17 protein-coding genes are annotated in these 19,353 nt (G+C 65.8%); 5 read left to right on the top strand and 12 right to left on the bottom strand.

Annotated features, from left to right (window positions below; genetic code table 11):
• Nucleotides 1–195: 195 nt before the first annotated feature.
• Nucleotides 196–4,410 carry an EAL domain-containing protein gene (locus tag L1F06_RS03940; RefSeq protein ID WP_177491151.1) on the top strand — a complete coding sequence of 1,405 codons (4,215 nt, stop codon included), beginning with the start codon at nt 196–198 and terminating at the stop codon, nt 4,408–4,410.
• 195 nt (nt 4,411–4,605) lie between these two features.
• On the top strand, nt 4,606–5,859 hold the full coding sequence (gene glyA / locus L1F06_RS03935; RefSeq protein ID WP_003242705.1) for a serine hydroxymethyltransferase: 1,254 nt from the start codon (nt 4,606–4,608) through the stop codon (nt 5,857–5,859).
• Between the two features lie 165 nt (nt 5,860–6,024).
• Here glyA and L1F06_RS03930 read toward each other — a convergent pair whose 3' ends face one another.
• Nucleotides 6,025–6,531 (bottom strand): DUF3015 domain-containing protein, encoded by a 507-nt coding sequence (locus L1F06_RS03930; protein ID WP_003242703.1) that lies wholly within the window; start codon nt 6,529–6,531, stop codon nt 6,025–6,027.
• Nucleotides 6,532–6,696: 165 nt separating this feature from the next.
• Here L1F06_RS03930 and L1F06_RS03925 point away from each other — a divergent pair, with 165 nt between their 5' ends.
• On the top strand, nt 6,697–7,068 hold the full coding sequence (locus tag L1F06_RS03925; protein WP_003242702.1) for a PilZ domain-containing protein: 372 nt from the start codon (nt 6,697–6,699) through the stop codon (nt 7,066–7,068).
• Nucleotides 7,069–7,074: 6 nt separating this feature from the next.
• On the opposite strand, the gene L1F06_RS03920 is transcribed toward L1F06_RS03925, so the two are convergent.
• Entirely contained in the window at nt 7,075–7,227 is a 153-nt protein-coding gene (locus tag L1F06_RS03920; protein WP_177491148.1) for a hypothetical protein, read from the bottom strand.
• A 183-nt stretch (nt 7,228–7,410) separates the two neighbouring features.
• Nucleotides 7,411–8,772: a DNA repair protein RadA gene (gene radA, locus L1F06_RS03915; protein WP_129482845.1), complete on the bottom strand. Its 1,362-nt coding sequence runs from the start codon at nt 8,770–8,772 to the stop codon at nt 7,411–7,413.
• A gap of 94 nt (nt 8,773–8,866) precedes the next feature.
• Between radA and L1F06_RS03910 the strand changes: the two genes are divergently transcribed.
• Nucleotides 8,867–9,361: a GNAT family N-acetyltransferase gene (locus L1F06_RS03910; protein ID WP_129482844.1), complete on the top strand. Its 495-nt coding sequence runs from the start codon at nt 8,867–8,869 to the stop codon at nt 9,359–9,361.
• A 39-nt stretch (nt 9,362–9,400) separates the two neighbouring features.
• Here the strand turns inward: L1F06_RS03910 and L1F06_RS03905 are convergent, their stop codons facing one another.
• The 3 genes from L1F06_RS03905 to L1F06_RS03895 all read right to left on the bottom strand — a co-directional run bounded on the left by L1F06_RS03905 (nt 9,401) and on the right by L1F06_RS03895 (nt 10,888).
• Nucleotides 9,401–9,679, bottom strand: a complete 279-nt coding sequence (locus L1F06_RS03905) for an HP1242/YdcH family protein (protein ID WP_129482843.1) — start codon at nt 9,677–9,679, stop codon at nt 9,401–9,403.
• Nucleotides 9,680–9,757: 78 nt separating this feature from the next.
• Nucleotides 9,758–10,000 (bottom strand): HP1242/YdcH family protein, encoded by a 243-nt coding sequence (locus L1F06_RS03900; protein ID WP_003242693.1) that lies wholly within the window; start codon nt 9,998–10,000, stop codon nt 9,758–9,760.
• Between the two features lie 111 nt (nt 10,001–10,111).
• On the bottom strand, nt 10,112–10,888 hold the full coding sequence (locus tag L1F06_RS03895) for a ferredoxin--NADP reductase (protein WP_129482842.1): 777 nt from the start codon (nt 10,886–10,888) through the stop codon (nt 10,112–10,114).
• Nucleotides 10,889–10,957: 69 nt separating this feature from the next.
• Between L1F06_RS03895 and L1F06_RS03890 the strand changes: the two genes are divergently transcribed.
• Nucleotides 10,958–12,082 carry a methyltransferase gene (locus L1F06_RS03890; protein ID WP_129482841.1) on the top strand — a complete coding sequence of 375 codons (1,125 nt, stop codon included), beginning with the start codon at nt 10,958–10,960 and terminating at the stop codon, nt 12,080–12,082.
• Nucleotides 12,083–12,087: 5 nt separating this feature from the next.
• On the opposite strand, the gene L1F06_RS03885 is transcribed toward L1F06_RS03890, so the two are convergent.
• From L1F06_RS03885 to L1F06_RS03860, 6 genes are all read right to left on the bottom strand, one after another.
• On the bottom strand, nt 12,088–13,407 hold the full coding sequence (locus L1F06_RS03885; protein ID WP_129482840.1) for a TldD/PmbA family protein: 1,320 nt from the start codon (nt 13,405–13,407) through the stop codon (nt 12,088–12,090).
• Nucleotides 13,407–14,849: a TldD/PmbA family protein gene (locus tag L1F06_RS03880; RefSeq protein WP_129482839.1), complete on the bottom strand. Its 1,443-nt coding sequence runs from the start codon at nt 14,847–14,849 to the stop codon at nt 13,407–13,409. The genes L1F06_RS03885 and L1F06_RS03880 overlap by 1 nt, the downstream gene beginning before the upstream one ends.
• 69 nt (nt 14,850–14,918) lie before the next feature.
• Nucleotides 14,919–15,068: a DUF2474 domain-containing protein gene (locus L1F06_RS03875; RefSeq protein WP_011920920.1), complete on the bottom strand. Its 150-nt coding sequence runs from the start codon at nt 15,066–15,068 to the stop codon at nt 14,919–14,921.
• Nucleotides 15,069–15,078: 10 nt separating this feature from the next.
• Nucleotides 15,079–16,086: a cytochrome d ubiquinol oxidase subunit II gene (gene cydB, locus L1F06_RS03870; RefSeq protein ID WP_129482838.1), complete on the bottom strand. Its 1,008-nt coding sequence runs from the start codon at nt 16,084–16,086 to the stop codon at nt 15,079–15,081.
• Between the two features lie 2 nt (nt 16,087–16,088).
• Nucleotides 16,089–17,528: a cytochrome ubiquinol oxidase subunit I gene (locus L1F06_RS03865; protein ID WP_003242675.1), complete on the bottom strand. Its 1,440-nt coding sequence runs from the start codon at nt 17,526–17,528 to the stop codon at nt 16,089–16,091.
• 393 nt (nt 17,529–17,921) lie between these two features.
• Nucleotides 17,922–19,199 (bottom strand): acetyl-CoA C-acetyltransferase, encoded by a 1,278-nt coding sequence (locus tag L1F06_RS03860; protein ID WP_129482837.1) that lies wholly within the window; start codon nt 19,197–19,199, stop codon nt 17,922–17,924.
• Nucleotides 19,200–19,353: the final 154 nt, after the last annotated feature.

Raw genomic sequence — 19,353 nt, 5'->3', positions numbered from 1 at the left:
GCGAACGCCAAGTACCGCGCGGGCAGATCACGCGCGGGGCAAAGCTACCGGAATGCGCGAAGCAGGGCAAACCTACGCTCGTCGGACAAGCTGGCACTTGGCCATTTTTGCAGGCATGCTACCCGGCTGGCGCGAGCGCAGGCCTGCTTGCGCGCCAATGCCCACCTAGCTCCGTGGTAGCTGCAGGTTTTGAACGTGTCGACTCCCTCCTCCCAGCCGTCGAGCCCCTCGGGCGAGTCGCGCGCGCCACGGCGCGAAGCGCTGCGGCGCGTGCTGATGGCACTGGTGCTGGCGATGCTGGGACTGCTGGCCTGGCAGCTGACGCAGGAATACCGCCAGCTGCTGGACAGCCAGAAGCAACTGAGCCGCGGCTACAGCGAACAGCTGGCCAAACACCTGAGCCTGAACATGCGCCTCAAGGCCCAGGCCGGCCAGGCCATGCTACAAGCGGCCGAAACGCGCGGTGATGTGACCGCGCCGATCGCCCCCCTGCGCAGCATCTTCCCGACACTGCAGAGCATCGTCTGGCTGGATGCTCAAGGTCAGCGGTTGGCCGACAGCGCCGGCGAATCGCCGGACCTGCCTTTCATCCGCGCGCTGCAGCAGCGCATTGGCGCAGCGGACTATCACTTCGCCTTCAGCCCCCAGGACGAGGGTGCCCTCTATCTCCTTCTGCGCCAGGACGACGAGAGCCAGCGTGTGTTGCGCCTGCGCATGACCGCCCTGCGCGACTGGCTTCGCGAGCAGCACCACAGCGAGCACGACTGGCTGCTCGAAGACCTGCAGAGCCGGCGGGTGATGGCCCGCGCCGACGATCTGCGCCAGCCCGGCCAGGTCATCGCACCGGTTACCGCGGCCGAACAGGCGCAGAGCCTGGAACTGATTGCCCTGCCCGGCAGCGACTGGCAGTTGCGTGCGCTGTTCGACGCCGATCGCGCCGGCAACGAACTGATGCCGACCCTGGCCGGCAAGTTCCTGCTGTTCACCCTGTGCAGCCTGCTGACCCTGCTTGCCCTCTACGGTCTGCAGCGGGAACAGCGCCGCCTGCAGCGGCTCAATACCGAGTCGCGACGCTCGCTGCGCCAGGCCGCCAGTGCGCTGGCCGCGGTCGAGGAGCGCATCCTGGTGACCCAGGCCGACGGCAAGCTGCGCTACCTCAACCCTCAGGCCGAGGCCCTGTTCGGCCTGAGCAGCGAAGCGGCCTGGGACCGCCATCTGCTGGATCTCCTGCCCGACCTCGACCCGCTGCTGCTCAACAGTCCGCAAGCGCCCAGCGACCTGGGCCCGGAGCTGGTACGAGTCGAGCAGCAAGGCCGCGGCCGCCTGTTCGCGGTGACCCGCAGCGACATCAGCGAACTCGGTCGGCAGGCCGGCTACGTCTGGGTGCTGCGAGATGTGACCGACGAGCAGCAGGCGATGCGCGTGCTGCAGGAGACGCGCCGGCGCTATCAGGACATTTTCGAGGGCACCGGGGTCGCCCTGTGCGTGCTCGACCTGGCGGGACTGCGCAGCTTCCTGCTGCAGCAGAAACTGCGCGACGCCGCCGGTCTGAACCGCTGGCTGCAGGCCGATGCCCGCCATCACCAGGCGCTTCTGGACCAGCTGCACATCACCGAAGCCAACCAGGTGGCGCTCAATCTGCTGGGCGTGAAATCCACCGAACAGGCCTGGCAGCAACTGTTCGACAACGGCCCGCTGCAGCCGGATGACCTGCGCTACCGGCTCGCCGTGGCGGTGCTGGAAGGCCCCAACCTGGTCGAGCTGGAAACCCAGCTGGTCACCGCCCAGGGCCTGCAGCGCCACGTCTGGCTGGTGCTGCGCCTGCCGGAGATGATCCAGGACTACCAGGCGGTGACCCTCAGCATCAGCGACATCACCAGCCGCAAGCGCATCGAGCTGTCGCTGATCGAGCGCGAGCGCTTCTGGTCCGAGGTGGTGCGCTCGGTGCCCGATCTGCTCTACGTGCACGACATGCAGAACAAGCGGGTGCTGTTCAGCAACCACAGCCTCGGCCTGCCGCTGGGTTACAGCAAGACCGAACTCAAGGCCATGGAGGGGGACTTCTGGGAGCGCGTGCTGCACCCGGACGACAGCGACTACTACTGGCGCATCCGCAACCTGCAGAAGGTGGTCGGCGACGGCCTGCTGCTCGAATCGGTCCTGCGCTGGCGCCATCGCGACGGCCAGTGGCGCTGGTTCAGCATCCGCGAGCAGGCCCTGGCGCGGGACGAGCGAGGCCGGGTCAGCCGCCTGATCGGCGTGGCCAAGGACATCACCGAGCAGATCGAACGCAACCAGTCGCTGCGCGACAGCGAGCAGCGCTACCGCCTGCTGGCCGAGAGCATCAGCGACGTGATCTTCTCCACCGACAGCGCGCTTCATCTCAACTACGTCAGCCCCTCGGTGGAACCGGTGCTGGGCTACTCCGTGGACTGGGTCATGGCCAACAGCTTCTACAGCCTGGCGGCCAATCCGCAGCAACTGAACGGCCTCAACCTGCTGCTCGAACGCATTCGCGACTCGCTCGGCGAACGTGACCGCCTCGAGCGTCTGCGCGAGGAGCTGCCGGATCAGCTGTTCGTCTTCGATTGCCTGCGCGCCGACGGCCACAAGATTCCGGTGGAGCTGCGCCTGGTGCTGATGTGGGACGAGAACGGACGCTTCGAGGGCATCCTCGGTGTCGGCCGCGACATCAGCCAGCAGCGCCGCGCGGAGAAGGACCTGCGCATGGCCGCGACGGTGTTCGAACACTCCACCGCGGCCATTCTGGTCACCGACCCGGCCGGCTACATCGTCCAGGTCAACAAGGCCTTCAGCCGGGTCAGCGGCTACTCGGCCGGCCAGGTGCTCGACCAGTTGCCCGGCATGCTCACCGCCGACCGTCAGCAGGCGGCGCATCTGCAGTACATCCTCAGCCAGCTCAACCAGCGCGGCAGCTGGGAGGGCGAGGTGTGGCTCAAGCGCAAGGGCGGCGAGAACTTCCCGGCCTGGGTCGGCATCACCGCGGTGCACGACGAGGAAGGCGACCTGGTCAGCTACGTGTGCTTCTTCAGCGACATCAGCGAACGCAAGGCCAGCGAGCAGCGCATCCATCGCCTGGCCTACTACGACGCCCTGACCCACCTGCCCAACCGCACCCTGTTCCAGGACCGTCTGCACAGCGCCCTGCAGCACGCCGAGCGGCACAACGAGTGGGTGGTGCTGATGTTCCTCGATCTCGACCGCTTCAAGCCGATCAACGATTCGCTCGGCCATGCCGCCGGCGATCGCATGCTCAAGGACGTGGCCGTGCGCCTGTCGGCCTGCGTCGATGGCGACGATACCGTGGCGCGCATGGGCGGCGATGAATTCACCCTGCTGCTGCAGCCGCGCGCCACCCGCGAGGGTGCGCTGAACCGGGCGATCCACGTCGCCGAGCAGATTCTCGACAGCCTGGCCCGGCCCTTCGTGCTCGAAGGGCGCGAGTTCTTCGTCACCGCCAGCATCGGCATCGCCCTCGCCCCGCAGGACGGCGACGAGCTCAGCCAGCTGATGAAGAACGCCGATACCGCCATGTATCACGCCAAGGAACGCGGCAAGAACAACTTCCAGTTCTACCAGGCTGACATGAACGCCAGCGCGCTGGAGCGCCTGGAGCTGGAAAGCGACCTGCGCCACGCCCAGGAACAGGGCCAGTTCGTACTGCATTACCAGCCGCAGTTCTCCGGCGATGGACGCCGCCTCACCGGGGTCGAGGCGCTGCTGCGCTGGAATCACCCGGGCCGCGGCCTGGTACCGCCCACCGATTTCATCCCGGTGCTGGAAGAGCTCGGACTGGTGGTACAGGTCGGCGAGTGGGTGCTGGAGGAAGCCTGCCGCCAGCTCAAGACCTGGCACGACGAGAAGATTCGCATTCCCAAGATCTCGGTCAACCTGTCCGCCCGCCAGTTCGCCGAAGGCGACCTGAGCGCGCGCATCGCGGCCATTCTGGAGCGAACCGGGGTGGCCCCGGCCTGCCTCGAGGTGGAACTGACCGAGAGCATTCTGATGCGCGATGTGGCCAGCGCCATGCAGACCCTGGGCGAGCTCAAACGCCTGGGCCTGTGCATCGCGGTGGACGATTTCGGCACCGGTTACTCCTCGCTGAACTACCTCAAGCAATTCCCCATCGACGTGTTGAAGATCGACCGCAGCTTCGTCGACGGCCTGCCGGACGGCGAGCAGGACGCGCAGATCGCCCGCGCCATCATCGCCATGGCGCACAGCCTGAACATGATGGTGATCGCCGAAGGCGTGGAGAGCCATGCCCAGCTGGAGTTCCTGCGCGAGCACGGCTGCGACGAGGTGCAGGGCTACCTACTCGGCCGGCCGATGCAGCCGCGCCAGTTCAGCGCCCAGTTCGGCGGCGCGGCGCTGTTCATGTTCAGCTGAAGCTCCCGGCGAATCAGGTGACGAGCCGACAGCGCAACGGGAGCACCTGGCACCTCTCTTTGCAGCCTGCGGCTTGCAACGGTTCTTGAAGGCCACTTGTCTGCCTCATGACCGACCTTCATATGCCTGAATGCGACCTTTGCGGTAGAATCCGCCCCCTCTTTCTACCGCCCAGCTGATTCCCAGGGGACCGCCATGTTCAGCCGTGATTTGAACCTCGCTCGTTTTGACGCCGAACTCTTTGCCGCAATGGAGCAGGAAGCCCAGCGCCAGGAAGAACACATCGAGCTGATCGCCTCGGAAAACTACACCAGCCCGGCGGTGATGGAAGCCCAGGGCAGCGTACTGACCAACAAGTACGCCGAAGGCTACCCGGGCAAGCGCTACTACGGCGGCTGCGAATACGTCGACGTGGTCGAACAGCTGGCCATCGATCGCGCCAAGGAGCTGTTCGGCGCCGACTACGCCAACGTCCAGCCGCACTCCGGCTCGCAGGCCAACAGCGCCGTGTACATGGCTCTGCTCAACGCCGGCGACACCGTCTTGGGCATGAGCCTGGCCCACGGCGGCCACCTGACTCACGGCGCCAGCGTCAGCTTCTCCGGCAAGATCTACAACGCCGTGCAGTACGGCATCAATGACCAGGGCCTGATCGACTACGACGAAGTCGAGCGTCTGGCCGTGGAGCACAAGCCGAAGATGATCATCGCCGGCTTCAGCGCCTATTCGCAGGTGCTGGATTTCCCGCGTTTCCGCGCCATCGCCGACAAGGTCGGTGCCTACCTGTTCGTCGACATGGCCCACGTTGCCGGTCTGGTCGCCGCCGGCCTGTACCCGAACCCGGTGCCGTTCGCCGACGTGGTCACCACCACCACGCACAAGACCCTGCGCGGCCCGCGTGGCGGCCTGATCCTGGCGCGCAAGAACGAAGAGCTGGAGAAGAAGTTCAACTCCGCGGTATTCCCGGGCGGCCAGGGCGGCCCGCTGGAGCACGTCATCGCCGCCAAGGCGGTTTGCTTCAAGGAAGCGCTGCAGCCCGAGTTCAAGGCCTACCAGGCCCAGGTGATCAAGAACGCCCAGACCATGGCCCAGGTGTTCATCGACAACGGCTACGACGTGGTTTCCGGCGGCACCCAGAACCACCTGTTCCTGCTCTCGCTGATCAAGCAGGACATCACCGGTAAGGACGCCGACGCCGCCCTGGGTCGCGCCTACATCACCGTGAACAAGAACAGCGTACCGAACGACCCGCGCTCGCCGTTCGTCACCTCCGGCCTGCGTATCGGCACCCCTGCCGTGACCACTCGCGGCTTCAAGGAAGACGAGTGCCGTCAGCTGGCCGGCTGGATCTGCGAAGTGCTGGCCAACATCGGCAACGATGAAGTCGAAGGCCGCGTACGCGAGCAGGTCAAGGCTCTGTGCGCCAAGTTCCCGGTGTACGGCAACTAAGCCCAACCGAGAAATGAAGAAGCCCGCCAACTCGGCGGGCTTCTTTTTGCCTTGTAGATTTCCTTGTCGTGTACGGAATACAGCCGGTGCACACGGCGCACCCTACTGAACGCTGCGGGCCGTAGGGTGCGCCATGCGCACCGACAACGAAGCGGGCGTTAGCGCCTACGCCGGCTGTTTCACGTAGCGCGCCAGCTGGGCATCGCGGCTCATCACATCCAGAGTCGCGGCCAGCACCTGCTCGCTGGTGACATCGGCACCGGAGAAGATCGAATTGAAGTTCTCATGGGTGACCTTGGCGAAGTGCGCACGGTCCTGCACTTCGATGCCCAGCAGGGTGGCGTAGGCATCCAGCGCCTCGCCCTGCCCCATGGCCATGTCCTCGGCGATGGAGTCGAGCATGCCATTCATTGCCAGCCAGGAACGGCCACCGTAGCCCATCGCCACGCTGGTGTCGCAGCCGTTGGTACCGGAGGTCATACCGAAGGTGGCATTACCCGACGTACCGTTGGTGGTGGTGGCCAGCAGGTGCGGGGCGAGCCCACGTTGCCCTTCGAACACCATGTTGCCCCAGCCACAACCATTACCGCCGGCAGCATTGGCGAAAGCCCCTGCGCTGGCCATGCTCAGCAAACCGAAGATCAACCCCTTGCCCAGCAGTCGCTTGCTCATAGTCTGTTGCTCCGCAATATTCAGTAATAGAAACCGCATAAGGAGCTTTGGCGACACTCGAGCAACTGTCAAATTACTGTCCGACAGGCGCCGAGGGTGGAACAGGTCGCGGTACATTGCCATCAGCCTTGGCTATAGTGAGGGAAACCATCCAGGAGCATGGGCATGAGTGAAACAGCCAACGAGCGTCGACGCTTTCAGCGCATCGCCTTCGACGCCCCCACCGTGATCGCCCAGGGCGAGCGGCAATGGCAGGCGGCGTTGCACGACATCTCGCTCAAGGGCTTGCTGGTCAAGACGCCGCGCGACTGGAGCGGAGACCCGGATCAACCCTTCGAAGCGCTGGTGGAACTGGGTGACGAGGCCAAGGTGAAGATGGAGGTGGTGCTCACACGCACCCAGCAGAATTACCTCGGCTTCGTCTGCCGCCATATCGACCTGGAATCCATCAGCCATCTGCGCCGCCTGGTGGAACTCAACCTGGGTGACGAGCACCTGCTCGAGCGCGAGCTGGCGGCGCTCGGCGAGGACGACTGAGCCGCCTCAATGGCGCGTCTTCGCCGCCTCGGCCTTGCGCTGCTGGCGACGCTGGCGAAGCGCCTGAACACGCAGCACTTCACCATGCGCTTCACGCGACTGCCCGGCCTTGGCATCGAAGTTGAACGCGCGGGAAAAGAAATCGAAGAACAGGAACATGATGGCGTCTCCTTGCTGTGAATACGCCTCGATGCTGCTCGTCGAAAGCTTGCTCCCTATTGATCCGGATCAAGCTGCACCAGGCCGCCTTCGCGACAGAACGCCGCATCTCACAGCCTGAACGAGCGCCGGGGTCAACGAGCCTCCCGAATTTCATCCGGGCTACACCGGATTCGTAAGGACTTACTCGAACAACGCATCCAGCGCCTGCTCCAGGCGTGTCACGGCAATGATCGATAGCCCCGCCGGCGCCTCCTTGGGCGCATTGCCCTTGGGCACGATGGCGCGCTTGAAGCCATGCTTGGCGGCCTCCTTCAGACGCTCCTGACCGCTCGGTACCGGGCGGATCTCGCCGGACAGCCCCACCTCGCCAAACACCAGCAGATCGTGCGGCAACGGACGGTTGCGCAGACTCGAGATCACCGCCGCCATCAGGGCCAGGTCCGAGGCGGTCTCCAGCACCTTGACCCCGCCGACCACGTTGAGGAACACGTCCTGATCGTAGGTGGGAATACCACCGTGACGATGCAGCACGGCCAGCAGCATGGCCAGGCGGTTCTGATCCAGGCCCAGGGTGACGCGCCGCGGGTTGGCCAGGTGGCTGGTGTCGACCAGTGCCTGCACCTCCACCAGCATCGGCCGGGTGCCTTCCCAGGTGGCCATCACCACGCTGCCCGGCACCTCCTCCTGGGCGCGGGTGAGGAAGATCGCCGAGGGGTTGGTAACCTCTTTCAGGCCCTTGTCGGTCATGCCGAACACGCCCAGCTCGTTGATCGCGCCGAAGCGGTTTTTCACTGCCCGCAGCAGGCGCAGGCGACCGTCGGATTCGCCCTCGAAATACAGCACGGTGTCGACCATGTGCTCCAGCACGCGCGGGCCGGCCAGCGCGCCTTCCTTGGTCACGTGGCCGACCAGAAAGACCGCGGTACCGCTCTGCTTGGCGAAGCGCACCAGCAGGGCGGCGCTTTCGCGCACTTGGGCCACGCCGCCGGGCGCCGACTGCAGCTGCTCGGTGAAGATGGTCTGGATCGAGTCGATCACCATGACCTTGGGCTTTTCCAGGCGCGCGGTGGCGATGATCGACTCGATGCAGGTCTCGGTCATCACCTTCAGCTTGTCCTCGGGCAGGCCCAGACGACGGGCGCGCATGGCCACCTGCTGCTGCGACTCCTCGCCGGTGACGTACAGCGCCGGAAAGCGCGTGGCGATATTGCACAGGGTCTGCAGCAGAATGGTCGACTTGCCGATGCCGGGGTCGCCGCCGATCAGCACCACCGAGCCGTCCACCAAGCCGCCGCCGAGCACGCGGTCCAGCTCGCCGGAGGCGGTGGAAAAGCGCGGCACTTCCTCGACGCTGACCTCGGCCAGGGTCTTCAGCGCCGCCTGCTGGCCAGCCCAGCCGGTACGCCCGCTCGGCGACGAAGCGCCTTCCAGCACGGTTTCCACCAGGGTGTTCCAGGCCCCGCACTCGCCACACTGCCCTGCCCATTTGGGAAAGGTGGCGCCGCACTCGGTGCAGCCGTACATGCGTTTTGCCTTGGCCATTGCCGATCAATCCTGCCGGGGTGAAGAAGGCTGGAACGATACCGAACAACTGGATAAATTTACAGACCCGCCAAGTCGTCGCCAGGAACCGTCCATGCAGATCGAACTGCTGCCCACCACCGCCGAGCAGTTGCCGCTGATCGTCAACCTCTACCAGTTCTACGCCTACGAGAGTTCCGACTGGGAGCAGGAAGACGTCGAGACGGACGGCCGTTTCTATATCCATCAGCCGCACCTGCAGCGCTACTGGCAGGAGCCCGGCTGGAGCGCGCAGCTGATTCTCGCCGACGGCTTCATCGCCGGTTTCCTGTTGCTCGAGCGCAGCGAATTGCCCGGCATCGAGGCACCGGAATTCGCCGACCTGTTCATCCTGAAAAAGTACCGTCGCCGCGGCATCGGCCGCGCGCTGGTGCAGCAACTGATGGGCGATGGCAGCCCTTGGCTACTGCGCTACTACCGGCAGGACGCGGTGGCTCTGGCGTTCTGGCAGCAATTGTTCAGCGAGCTGCCCAGGCCGCCGCGTGCGGTGTGGACGGAGGAAGAGGCGGACGGGTTGCTCACCTATCTGATCAACCCGCCGGTGCATTGAGGCCGTAGGCCGGATCACATCCGCAACGGTGGGTACCTGTCAGCCCCGGCAACCATTGCCGCAGCCGCAACAGTGCCCGGCAGCGCGCTTGAGCTGTTTCGCCAGATCGTCCTTGAGCACAACGCGGCTGAGCTTGAGCCCTTGCAGCGCGACATCGTCGAGCAGCTCGATGCCGTCCTCGATGCGACAGATGCGCTTGTCCAGCGCCTCGTATTCCTCGGCCTGACGTGCGAACTGTGCATCGTCCTGACGCAGACGCTGCAGCTCGGCGCGGTGTTCAGGGAAATCATGGATCAGCGGGTGATGATCGACGTGCATGGGTAGCTCCTGAGCAAAATGTCGCTCGCAGCCTAGCCCGCCGTCATCGCCCCGCCCTTGATCCGGGTCAAGCGTGGATCAGGTAGCGTTCTGCAGCATGCCGGCGATCTCGTCCTTCAATCCCACACGCTGCAGCTTGAGCCCCTGCAGGGTCAGATCATCCGTGGCTGAGCGGCCGTCCTCTATCTCGTAGATGCGCTTATCCAGCGCTTCGTATTCCTCCGCCAGACGGGCAAAGCGCGCATCGCTCTGCATCAGTTTGCGCAGGGCGCCGTGCTGTTGAGGAAACTCGCGGTTGAGCGGGTGATGTTCGAGCGGCATGGAAAACCCTCCCAGAAGTGGCCCTAGTTAGCCTAGTTGAAGCTGGGCAAGCTGCAGTTCGCAGACCAGCGCCTATTGTGAAAGTCGGGCACGGATCGCCAGTCTGGTGCGCTACCAGTAGTTCTCCACCGCAACCTGCCCGGGCCGTCTGCTCAGGCTCAGATTCAGGCCGCGTGCCTTCAGGCGCTGGCGCAGGTCGTCGATCATCTGCGGGTTGCCGCAGATCATCACCCGCGAGTGCTCGGGCGTCAGCGGCAGGCCGGCAGCGCGCTCCAGCTCGCCGCTGTCGAGCAGTTCGGTGATGCGTGCGCCCAGGCAGCCCGGCACCTGCTCGCGGGTCACCACCGGCAGGTAGGTGAGTTTGTGAGCGAACTCGGCCAGGTGCTCCAGCGCGCTCAAGCCCTCGATCATCGCCTGGTAGGCCAGCTCGGCGCGGCTGCGCGCGCTGTAGACCAGGTTGATGCGCTCGAAGCGCTGCCACACCTCGAAATCCTGCAGGATCGAGAGGAACGGCGCGATACCGGTGCCACTGCCCAGCAGCCAAAGGTCGCGGCCATCGATGAAGCGGTCGAGGGTCAGGTAGCCCAGGGCAGTCTTGTCCACCAGCAGTTCGTCGCCCACCTGCAAACGGCTCAGCTCGCTGGTGAACTCACCGCCCGGTACCACGATGGAGAAGAACTCGAGAAACTCGTCGTGCGGCGCCGAGACCATCGAATAGGCGCGCCAGACCACCGAGCCGTCCGCCTTGCGCACGCCGAGTCGGGCAAACTGGCCGGCGCGAAAGCGAAAGCCGGGATCGCGCGTACAGCGCAGGCTGAACAGACTGGGCGACCAGACCTGGATAGCGGTCAGCGTCTGACGGGTGAACTTGTCTTCGCTGGCAGTCATAATCGTCCCCTTGTCCGAATCAGCTGTCAGTGTCGCCCATTGCGCGACCGGCAAACACCGATGGTTTCCATGCCTATTTTCACCACGCCCTTTGCCAGCCTCGAGCTGCTGCGCCAGCCGCACCAGCCGAACGAGCCCCTACAGGCCTTCGACGCCGCGGACGAGTACCTGCTCAATCATTTGCACGAGCAGGGTCTGCGCGCGGAGGATTCGCTACTGCTGCTCAACGACAGCTTCGGCGCCCTCGCCTGTTCGCTGGCCGGACGCTGCCAGGTGACCAGCAGCAGCGATTCGCACCTGGGCTTCATCGCCCTAGAGAACAACCTCGCCGGCAATGGCCTGGATCGCGACGCGGTGCGCTTCCTGCCGAGCAGCGAGACGCCGCAGGGACCGTTCGACTGGGTGCTGATCCGCGTGCCGAAGACCCTGGCCCTGCTGGAAGAGCAGCTGATCCGTCTGCACGGCCAGTTGGCGCCGGGAGCGCGGGTGGTGGCGGCCGCCATGGTCAAGCACCTGCCGCGCGCCGCCGGTGACCTGCTGGAGCAATACATCGGCCCGGTGCAGGCCTCGCTGGCGGTGAAGAAGGCCCGGCTGCTGCTGGCCACGCCGGAAGCGAAAGCCGCGCCGCACTCGCCCTACCCCACGCGCTACCGGCTGGACAAGCCGGCGCTGGAGCTGATCAACCACGCCAACGTGTTCTGCCGCGACGGTCTGGATATCGGCACCCGCGCGTTTCTGCCACACCTGCCGCGGCACCTCGACGCGCGCCGCGTCGCCGACCTGGGGTGCGGCAACGGCGTGCTCGGCATCGTCTACGCCCTGGGCAGCCCACAGGCGCAGCTGACCCTGGTGGACGAGTCATACATGGCCGTGCAGTCGGCGCGGGAAAACTGGGCAGCGGCGCTGGGCGAGCGACCGGCGACCATCCGTGCCGGCGACGGTCTGGCCGAGCAACCGGCCGGCTCGCTGGACCTGGTGCTGTGCAATCCGCCGTTTCACCAGCAGCAGGTGGTCGGTGATTTTCTCGCCTGGCGCATGTTCCAGCAGGCCCGCGCGGCGCTGGTGACCGGCGGCGAACTGTGGATAGTCGGCAACCGCCACCTGGGCTATCACGCCAAGCTGGCGCGCTTGTTTCGCGGTGTCGAGCAGGTGGCGGCCAACCCCAAGTTCGTGGTGCTCAAGGCGAGCAAGTAGGCCGCCTACAAGGTCAGGGTAAAGCGCGACAGCAATGCCCCCGGCAGCGCCATCGAGCCGGTCTGCCGGGCGCCGTAGGTGCCGCCGGGCAGCAGCAGTTCGGGCTCGCGGGTCAGGGCTTCGAGCTGCGCGCCGAGCACATCGAACAGCGAGTCGTCGAAGCGCATGGTGTTGACCGGCGCCTGGATCTGCCCATCCTCGATCCAGAAGGTGGCGAAGCGGGTCATGCCGGTCAGGCGGGCGGCCGGCAGATCGGAGAAGTTGCCGTACCATAGGTTGCCGATATACAGACCACTGCCCAACCGCTGCAGAACGTCCTGCTCGTCCAGCTCGCCACCGTGCATGCGCAGGGACAGCGGATACTCGCCGCTGCAGGCGCCATTGGCGATCAGGCCGTATTCGGCGGCGCTACGCGAACTGACCAGGCGCTCGCCGGGCCGGCCCTGGCTGACCAGGCGCAGCGCCTGGCGCGGTCCTTCGGCAGTAAACGCCGGCGCCAGGCCGCCTTCGATACGCTCTTCAATGACCACCTGTGAGCTGAGCTCGGCCTTGCCGCTGAACAGACGCTGCAGGGGGCTGCCACCCGAGGCCAGCGCCTGCGCGCCGAAACCCCAGCAACACAGGCTGATCAGCTCCTCCAGCGCAGCCGGCGCCAGGTAGGCCCGATAAGCCCCGGGCTGCAAGGCCTTGGCCGGGCGGCCGAGATAGGCCAGCTGCTGCCGCGCGTCCTCGAGCTTGCGGGCGAACGCCTGGACGTCCCACTGCTCGCCGGCATAGGCGCTTTTCACCGCCTGGCCGTTGTCATGGAACAGGCTGAATTCGAGGTTGAAACTGCTGGCGGCATACCAGCCGAACGCGCCCCAGGAACTGGCGAAGCCCTGGTACTGCGGCCCGACGGCAAGAAAGCCGACCAGATCCAGACCGCTGGCGGCGCTGACGATCTGCTGCGCCATGGCCGCGCTGTCGGGCAGCGAGGCCTCGACCGCCAGCTCGCTGCGCCAGGCTTCGCGGTTCAGGCGCAGATAGGGGTCGTCGTTCAACGTCGGCAGCACGGCGCGCAGCTGTTGCAGGGCCTGCTGTAGGCGCGGCAGGTCTTCCTCGAGCGTGCCGCCGAGCGCCAGCCGGCTCTCGGCGTGGCGCTGGCTCTGGTACAGCGCCAGGGTCACGTACGACTGCTGCACCTGCCCGGCCTGGCGCACCCGCCCGTGGTTGAAGCGGACAAAGCCGGACTGCTCGGCGCTGTAGGCCAGGGTGAAGCCCTCCTCGCCGGCGACCTGCGCCTGCAGATGAGCCAGCAACTCGCAGAAATGCTGACGTGCGTTCATCAGGCGGCCCCTCCGAAAACGTCGATATCGGCGAATACGCAGGCTGGCGAGGCATGCCCGACACGAATCACCTGATTCGGCTCGCCCTTGCCGCAGTAGGGCGTGCCCAGTATCTCGAAGGTGCTGGCATCGCCCACCGCCTTGAGGCCCCGCCAGAACTGCGCGCTGATGCCGCGGTAGTTGGGGTTCTTCACCACGCCCTTCAGTTCGCCGTTCTCGATCAGTTGGCCCCACTCGCAGCCGAACTGGAATTTGTTACGCGCATCGTCGATCGACCAGGAGCGGTTGTTGCTCATCAGGATGCCGCGCTCGATGCCGCCGATCAGCTCGGCCAGGCTCTTGTCGTCCGGCTCCAGATTGAGATTGGCCATGCGGTCGATGGGCGGCCGGTTCCAGCTGCAGGCGCGGCTGTTGGCCACGCCCGGCAGGCCGCTGCGCCATTGCGACAGCGCGCCGCCGAGCGGGCGCTGGAGAATGCCATCGCGGATCAGGTATTCGCGCTGCGCCGGGCTGCCGTCATCGTCATGGCTGTAGCTGGCCAGCTCGCCGGGCAGTGTCGGGTCGAAGGTCACGTTGAGCAGCGGCGAGCCGTATGGGTAATGACCGAAATCTTCCTGACGGATGAAGCTGGTGCCGGCGAAATTGCGCTCGTCACCGAGGATGCGGTCCAGCTCCAGCGGATGGCCGATGGACTCGTGAATCTGCAGGATCATCTGATCGGGCATCACCAGCAGATCGCGCGGGCCACTCGGGGTATTGGGCGCCAGCAGCAGTTGCAGCGCCTCGTCGGCGATACGGCTGGCGCTGCCGATCACGCCCAGCTGATCGAGCACCTCGGCACCGCCCTGGCGCGCCAGATGAGTGCCGCCGAAGCTGCGGCTCTGACTGTCATGCCCGTCGCTGGCGGTCACGCCGACCTGCGGGAAGACGTAGCGCTGGGCACGGCGCAGGCAGGCACCGGCGCTGTTGAGGTAGATCTGCTCGTGAGCGGTAAAGGTCAGGCCGATGTGGCTGTCCACCAGCCGCGTGTCGCCGGGAAGGCGCGCCGACTCGGCCATCAGCAGCTCGAACCAGTGCGCGGCGCTGGCCTGCGGCTGCTGGTAGCCGGGCATCACGTCATCGGCCCGCTCGGCAGGCTGCGGCAGATCGCCGAAATCCAGCAGGTTGTGTCCGGCCAGCGCACGGGCCAGCTGCTCGGCGCGTTCCAGAGCCGCCTGCAGGCCGGCCTGGCTGGTATCGCTGGTGGCCGCATAGGCCTCGACGCCAGCGATGCGCACGCTGAGCATGGCGCCGGCATCGACGACGAAGGACGGCGCCTGCGCGACCCGCCGGCGCACCCAGTAGGACTCCCGGCGCTCCTGCACATGACGCAGCGAGTGGAAGTCGGCAGCGGTTTTCAGCGCGGCGAAGCGCCGCTCCAGGGTGTCGCTAAGGGCGAACATCGCGCCTCCTCGGCATACGGCAGAGCAGGCAGTATGGAAACAATCGGCCGGGCGGATCAACCGCCGGCCTCAGCCCGGCGTGCCCAGCCCCGCCGCACTCATGAACTGGCGCAGCAGCCAGGCCACCGCGCCCAGGGTCAGCACGCTGGCCGCCCAGATCAGTGCCAGCCAGCCCAGGCGCTGCCACAGGGGTTTCTTCTCTTGCTCGACCTTGGTCATCAGTCGCACCTCAGTGATAGCCATCGTCCTGGGTCACCTTGCCGCGGAACACGTAGTAGCTCCAGGCGGTGTACATCAGGATGAAGGGGATGATCAGCAGCGCGCCCACCAGCATGAAGCCCTGGCTCTGCGGCGGCGCGGCGGCTTCCCAGATGCTGATCGACGGCGGGATCACGTTCGGCCACAGGCTGATGCCGAGGCCGCTGTAGCCGAGGAAGATCAGCACCAGGGTCAGCAGGAAGGGCGAATAGTTGGCGTTGTCGGCCACCGCCTTGAGCAGCTTCCAGGTGCACAGCAGCACCAGCACCGGTACCGGCATGAACCAGAACAGGTTGGGCAGGCTGAACCAGCGCTCGGCAATGGCCGAGTGAGCGAAGGGCGTCCACAGGCTGACGATACCGGTCACGCCGAGCACTACCAGCACCAGCGGCCGCGCCATGTCGTGCATCTGCTGCTGCAGGCGGCCCTCGGTCTTCATGATCAGCCAGGTGCAGCCGAGCAGCGCATAGGCGGCGATCAGCGCCAGACCGCAGAACACCGAGAAGGGTGTCAGCCAGTCGAACGGGCCGCCGGCATAGGTGCGATTCACCACTTCGAAACCATTGATATAGGCACCCAGCGCCACCCCCTGAAAGAAGGTGGCGGTGAGCGAGCCGCCTATGAAGGCCTTGTCCCACAGGTGGCGCCTGTCGGCCTTGGCCTTGAAGCGAAACTCGAAGGCCACGCCGCGGAAGATCAGCCCCAGCAGCATCAGGATCAGTGGCAGGTAGAGGGCGCTCAGCACCACCGAATAGGCCAGCGGGAAGGCGCCGAACAGCCCGGCGCCGCCGAGCACCAGCCAGGTTTCGTTGCCGTCCCAGACCGGCGCCACGGTGTTCATCATCACGTCGCGCTCGCCCTCGTCACGCACGAAGGGAAAGAGGATGCCGATACCCAGATCGAAGCCATCCATCACCACGTACATCATCACGCCGAAGGCGATGATCACCGCCCAGATCAGCGAAAGATCGATACCCATGCTCAGTTCCTCTCCGGCAAGCTGTCGGTTTCGCCCTCTTCCATCCCCTCGTCCGCCGCCGACAGCGGCCGCGCCGGGGTTCGCGACTTGCCCGGCCCGCCCTGGGACATCTCGTCGCCTTCCTCGAGCTGCGGGCCCTTGCGCACCAGGCGCATCACGTAGCTGATGCCAGCACCGAACAGGGCGAAATAAACCACCACGAACAGCGCCAGGGTGACGCCCAGCTGGGTCGCGCTATGCCCGGACGAAGCGTCGGCGGTGCGCATCAGGCCATGAACGACCCAGGGCTGACGGCCGATCTCGGTGGTGTACCAGCCGGCGAGAATGGCAATCACGCCGCTCGGCCCCATCCACACCGCCAGGTGCAGGAACGGCCGCGACTGGAACAGCCGGTCGCCACGGCGCAGCCAGGTGCCCCAGAGGCCGGTGAGGATCATCATCAGGCCCATGGCGACCATGACGCGGAAGGTCCAGAACACGATGGTGGAATTGGCCCGGTCCTCGGGCGGGAAGTCCTTCAGCGCCGGCACCTGCTTGTCCAGGCTGTGGGTCAGGATCAGGCTGCCGAGGGCGGGAATCTCCACCTTGAAGCGGGTTTCCTCGCGCTGCATGTCCGGCCAGCCGAACAGGATCAGCGGCGTCGGCTCGTCACCGACGTTTTCCCAATGCCCTTCGATGGCAGCGATCTTCGCCGGCTGATACTTCAGGGTATTGAGGCCGTGCAGGTCACCGATGAAGGCCTGCACCGGCGCCACCAGCAGCGCCATCCACACGGCCATCGACAGCATCTTGCGGATCGCCGGGTTGTCGCGGCCACGCAGCAGGTGCCAGGCCGCCGAGGCGCCGACGAAGAAGGCGGTGGCGAGGAAGGCTGCCGTGGCCATGTGCGCCAGGCGATAGGGGAACGACGGATTGAAGATCACCGCGAACCAGTCCACCGGGATCACCCGACCGTCGACGATCTCGAAGCCCTGCGGGGTGTGCATCCAGCTGTTGGAGGCGAGAATCCAGAAGGTGGAGATCAGCGTGCCGACTGCCACCATCACCGTGGAGAAGAAGTGCAGGCCCGGCCCGACGCGGTTCCAGCCAAACAGCATGACGCCGAGGAAGCCCGCCTCGAGGAAGAACGCGGTGAGCACCTCGTAAGTCAGCAGCGGCCCGGTGACGGCGCCGGCAAAGTCGGAGAAGGCGCTCCAGTTGGTGCCGAACTGATAGGCCATGACCAGGCCGGAGACCACGCCCATGCCGAAGTTCACGGCGAAGATCTTCACCCAGAAATGGTAGAGATCGCGGTACACCGTATTGCCGGTCTTCAACCACAGCCCTTCGAGCACCGCCAGATAGCTGGCCAGACCGATGGTGATGGCGGGAAAGACGATGTGGAAGGAAATGGTGAAGGCAAACTGGATCCGGGCGAGATCTAGGGCCTCTAAGCCGAACATGGCACGTCCTCGTACAGGTTATCTCGGGCCCGGCACGGTTAGCCGGGCCATGAACTCCAAGGCTTTGGAGCACAGCACGCCAGAATTGTTCTTATCGAATGAGGCACAACGAAGGTGGGGGGCGGCAGCGCACGGGCACATCTACCCCAAATTGCATTGATCTGGATCAACGCTCAGGGAAAAGACTAGCCGGTTCGTCGGCAAACAACGCTGTGGTCATTTGCCGCGCGGCAGGCCACCGCAGGGTGCGCGCGGCACGCAGCGGGTGCGCATGCTTGGCGGGGCGCAGAGTCCGGGCAAAAAAATAGGCGGCCGCGCATCGCGCAGGCCGCCTCAATTCACGGAGTTGCTTACATCGTGTGACCGCGATGACTTGCGATCACCCGTATTGGATTACCGCTCGAGGATTGCGGTCACACCCTGACCGCCCGCGGCGCAGATGGAGATGAGCCCGCGCCCCTGACCGGCCACCGCCAGCAGCTTGGCCAGGTTGGCGACGATGCGCCCTCCGGTGGCGGCGAAGGGGTGGCCGGCGGCCAGCGAGCTACCCTTGACGTTCATCTTGCTGCGATCGATGGCGCCCAGCGGCGCGGCCAGGCCCAGGCGTTCCCGGCAGTAGTCGGCGTCTTCCCAGGCCTTGAGGGTGCACAGCACCTGGGCGGCAAAGGCTTCGTGAATCTCGTAGTAGTCGAAGTCCTGCAGGCTCAGGTCGTTGCGCGCCAGCAGACGCGGCACGGCGTAGACCGGCGCCATCAGCAGGCCCTCCTTGCCCTGGACGAAATCCACCGCCGCCGCCTCGCCGTCGCGCAGGTAGGCCAGCACCGGCAGGCCGCGGGCCTGGGCCCACTCCTCGCTGGCCAGCAGCACCACCGAGGCGCCATCGGTCAGCGGCGTGGAGTTGGCCGGAGTCAGGGTGCCGCGCGGGCCGCGCTCGAAGCAGGGCTTGAGGGTGGCGAGCTTCTCCGCGCTGATGTCCGGGCGCAGGTTCTGGTCGCGGGTCAGGCCGAGAAACGGCGTCATCAGATCGTCCTGCCAGCCGTCGGCATAGGCCGCCGCCAGCTTCTGATGGCTGGCCAGCGCCAGCTGATCCTGCTCGTCGCGGGGGATGGCCCAGCGCTGCGCCATCAGCTCGCAATGCTCGCCCATCGACAGCCCGGTACGCGGCTCGCCATTGCGCGGAATGTGCGGCGCCAGGTGGCGCGGACGAATCTTCAGCAGGCTCTTGATCTTGTCGCCGGTGCTCTTGCCGCGGTTGGCTTCCAGCAGGATCTGGCGCAGCCCCTCGTTGACGCCGATGGGCGCATCGGAGGTGGTGTCGACGCCGCCGGCTATGCCGCAGTCGATCTGCCCGAGGGCGATCTTGTTGGCCACCAGAATCGCGGCTTCCAGGCCGGTGCCGCAGGCCTGCTGCAGGTCGTAGGCCGGGGTTTCCGGTGCCAGACGCGAGCCCAGCACGCACTCGCGGGTCAGGTTGAAGTCACGCGAATGCTTGAGCACCGCACCGGCCACCACCTCACCGAGGCGCTCGCCATGCAGGTTGAAGCGCTCCACCAGCCCCTCAAGGGCGCTGGTGAGCATCTCCTGGTTGCTCGCCCTGGCGTAGACGGTGTTGGAACGGGCGAACGGAATACGGTTGCCGCCTACGATGGCGACCCGGCGCAACTGGGCCATGAGAACTCCTTGCTGGTCGAATGAGCAGAATCGAACGACGAACTATTGCTCGTCAGCCGGTTCCCAGAAACATGAGACTGACACTGTAGCCTGATCGCACAGGCTAAACCTCGGACAGGTGCGAACATTGGCCGCCTTGCCGGCGCGTGGGGCA

Source organism: Pseudomonas hydrolytica, from assembly GCF_021495345.1.
Classification (GTDB): Bacteria; Pseudomonadota; Gammaproteobacteria; order Pseudomonadales; family Pseudomonadaceae; genus Aquipseudomonas; species Aquipseudomonas hydrolytica.
Note: the sequence above shows the minus strand (reverse complement) of the source record. Positions and strands in the feature narration are given on the sequence as shown.

What these genes read in the sequence shown, in the direction of transcription:
- L1F06_RS03920 (WP_177491148.1), bottom strand. Translation starts at nt 7,227, where the DNA reads ATGTTCCTGTTCTTCGATTTCTTTTCCCGCGCGTTCAACTTCGATGCC.
- L1F06_RS03930 (WP_003242703.1), bottom strand. Translation starts at nt 6,531, where the DNA reads ATGAGCAAGCGACTGCTGGGCAAGGGGTTGATCTTCGGTTTGCTGAGC.
- L1F06_RS03890 (WP_129482841.1), top strand. Translation starts at nt 10,958, where the DNA reads ATGCCTATTTTCACCACGCCCTTTGCCAGCCTCGAGCTGCTGCGCCAG.
- L1F06_RS03925 (WP_003242702.1), top strand. Translation starts at nt 6,697, where the DNA reads ATGAGTGAAACAGCCAACGAGCGTCGACGCTTTCAGCGCATCGCCTTC.
- L1F06_RS03905 (WP_129482843.1), bottom strand. Translation starts at nt 9,679, where the DNA reads ATGCACGTCGATCATCACCCGCTGATCCATGATTTCCCTGAACACCGC.
- cydB (WP_129482838.1), bottom strand. Translation starts at nt 16,086, where the DNA reads ATGGGTATCGATCTTTCGCTGATCTGGGCGGTGATCATCGCCTTCGGC.
- L1F06_RS03910 (WP_129482844.1), top strand. Translation starts at nt 8,867, where the DNA reads ATGCAGATCGAACTGCTGCCCACCACCGCCGAGCAGTTGCCGCTGATC.
- L1F06_RS03900 (WP_003242693.1), bottom strand. Translation starts at nt 10,000, where the DNA reads ATGCCGCTCGAACATCACCCGCTCAACCGCGAGTTTCCTCAACAGCAC.
- L1F06_RS03895 (WP_129482842.1), bottom strand. Translation starts at nt 10,888, where the DNA reads ATGACTGCCAGCGAAGACAAGTTCACCCGTCAGACGCTGACCGCTATC.
- L1F06_RS03865 (WP_003242675.1), bottom strand. Translation starts at nt 17,528, where the DNA reads ATGTTCGGCTTAGAGGCCCTAGATCTCGCCCGGATCCAGTTTGCCTTC.
- L1F06_RS03885 (WP_129482840.1), bottom strand. Translation starts at nt 13,407, where the DNA reads ATGAACGCACGTCAGCATTTCTGCGAGTTGCTGGCTCATCTGCAGGCG.
- L1F06_RS03880 (WP_129482839.1), bottom strand. Translation starts at nt 14,849, where the DNA reads ATGTTCGCCCTTAGCGACACCCTGGAGCGGCGCTTCGCCGCGCTGAAA.
- radA (WP_129482845.1), bottom strand. Translation starts at nt 8,772, where the DNA reads ATGGCCAAGGCAAAACGCATGTACGGCTGCACCGAGTGCGGCGCCACC.
- glyA (WP_003242705.1), top strand. Translation starts at nt 4,606, where the DNA reads ATGTTCAGCCGTGATTTGAACCTCGCTCGTTTTGACGCCGAACTCTTT.
- L1F06_RS03875 (WP_011920920.1), bottom strand. Translation starts at nt 15,068, where the DNA reads ATGACCAAGGTCGAGCAAGAGAAGAAACCCCTGTGGCAGCGCCTGGGC.
- L1F06_RS03860 (WP_129482837.1), bottom strand. Translation starts at nt 19,199, where the DNA reads ATGGCCCAGTTGCGCCGGGTCGCCATCGTAGGCGGCAACCGTATTCCG.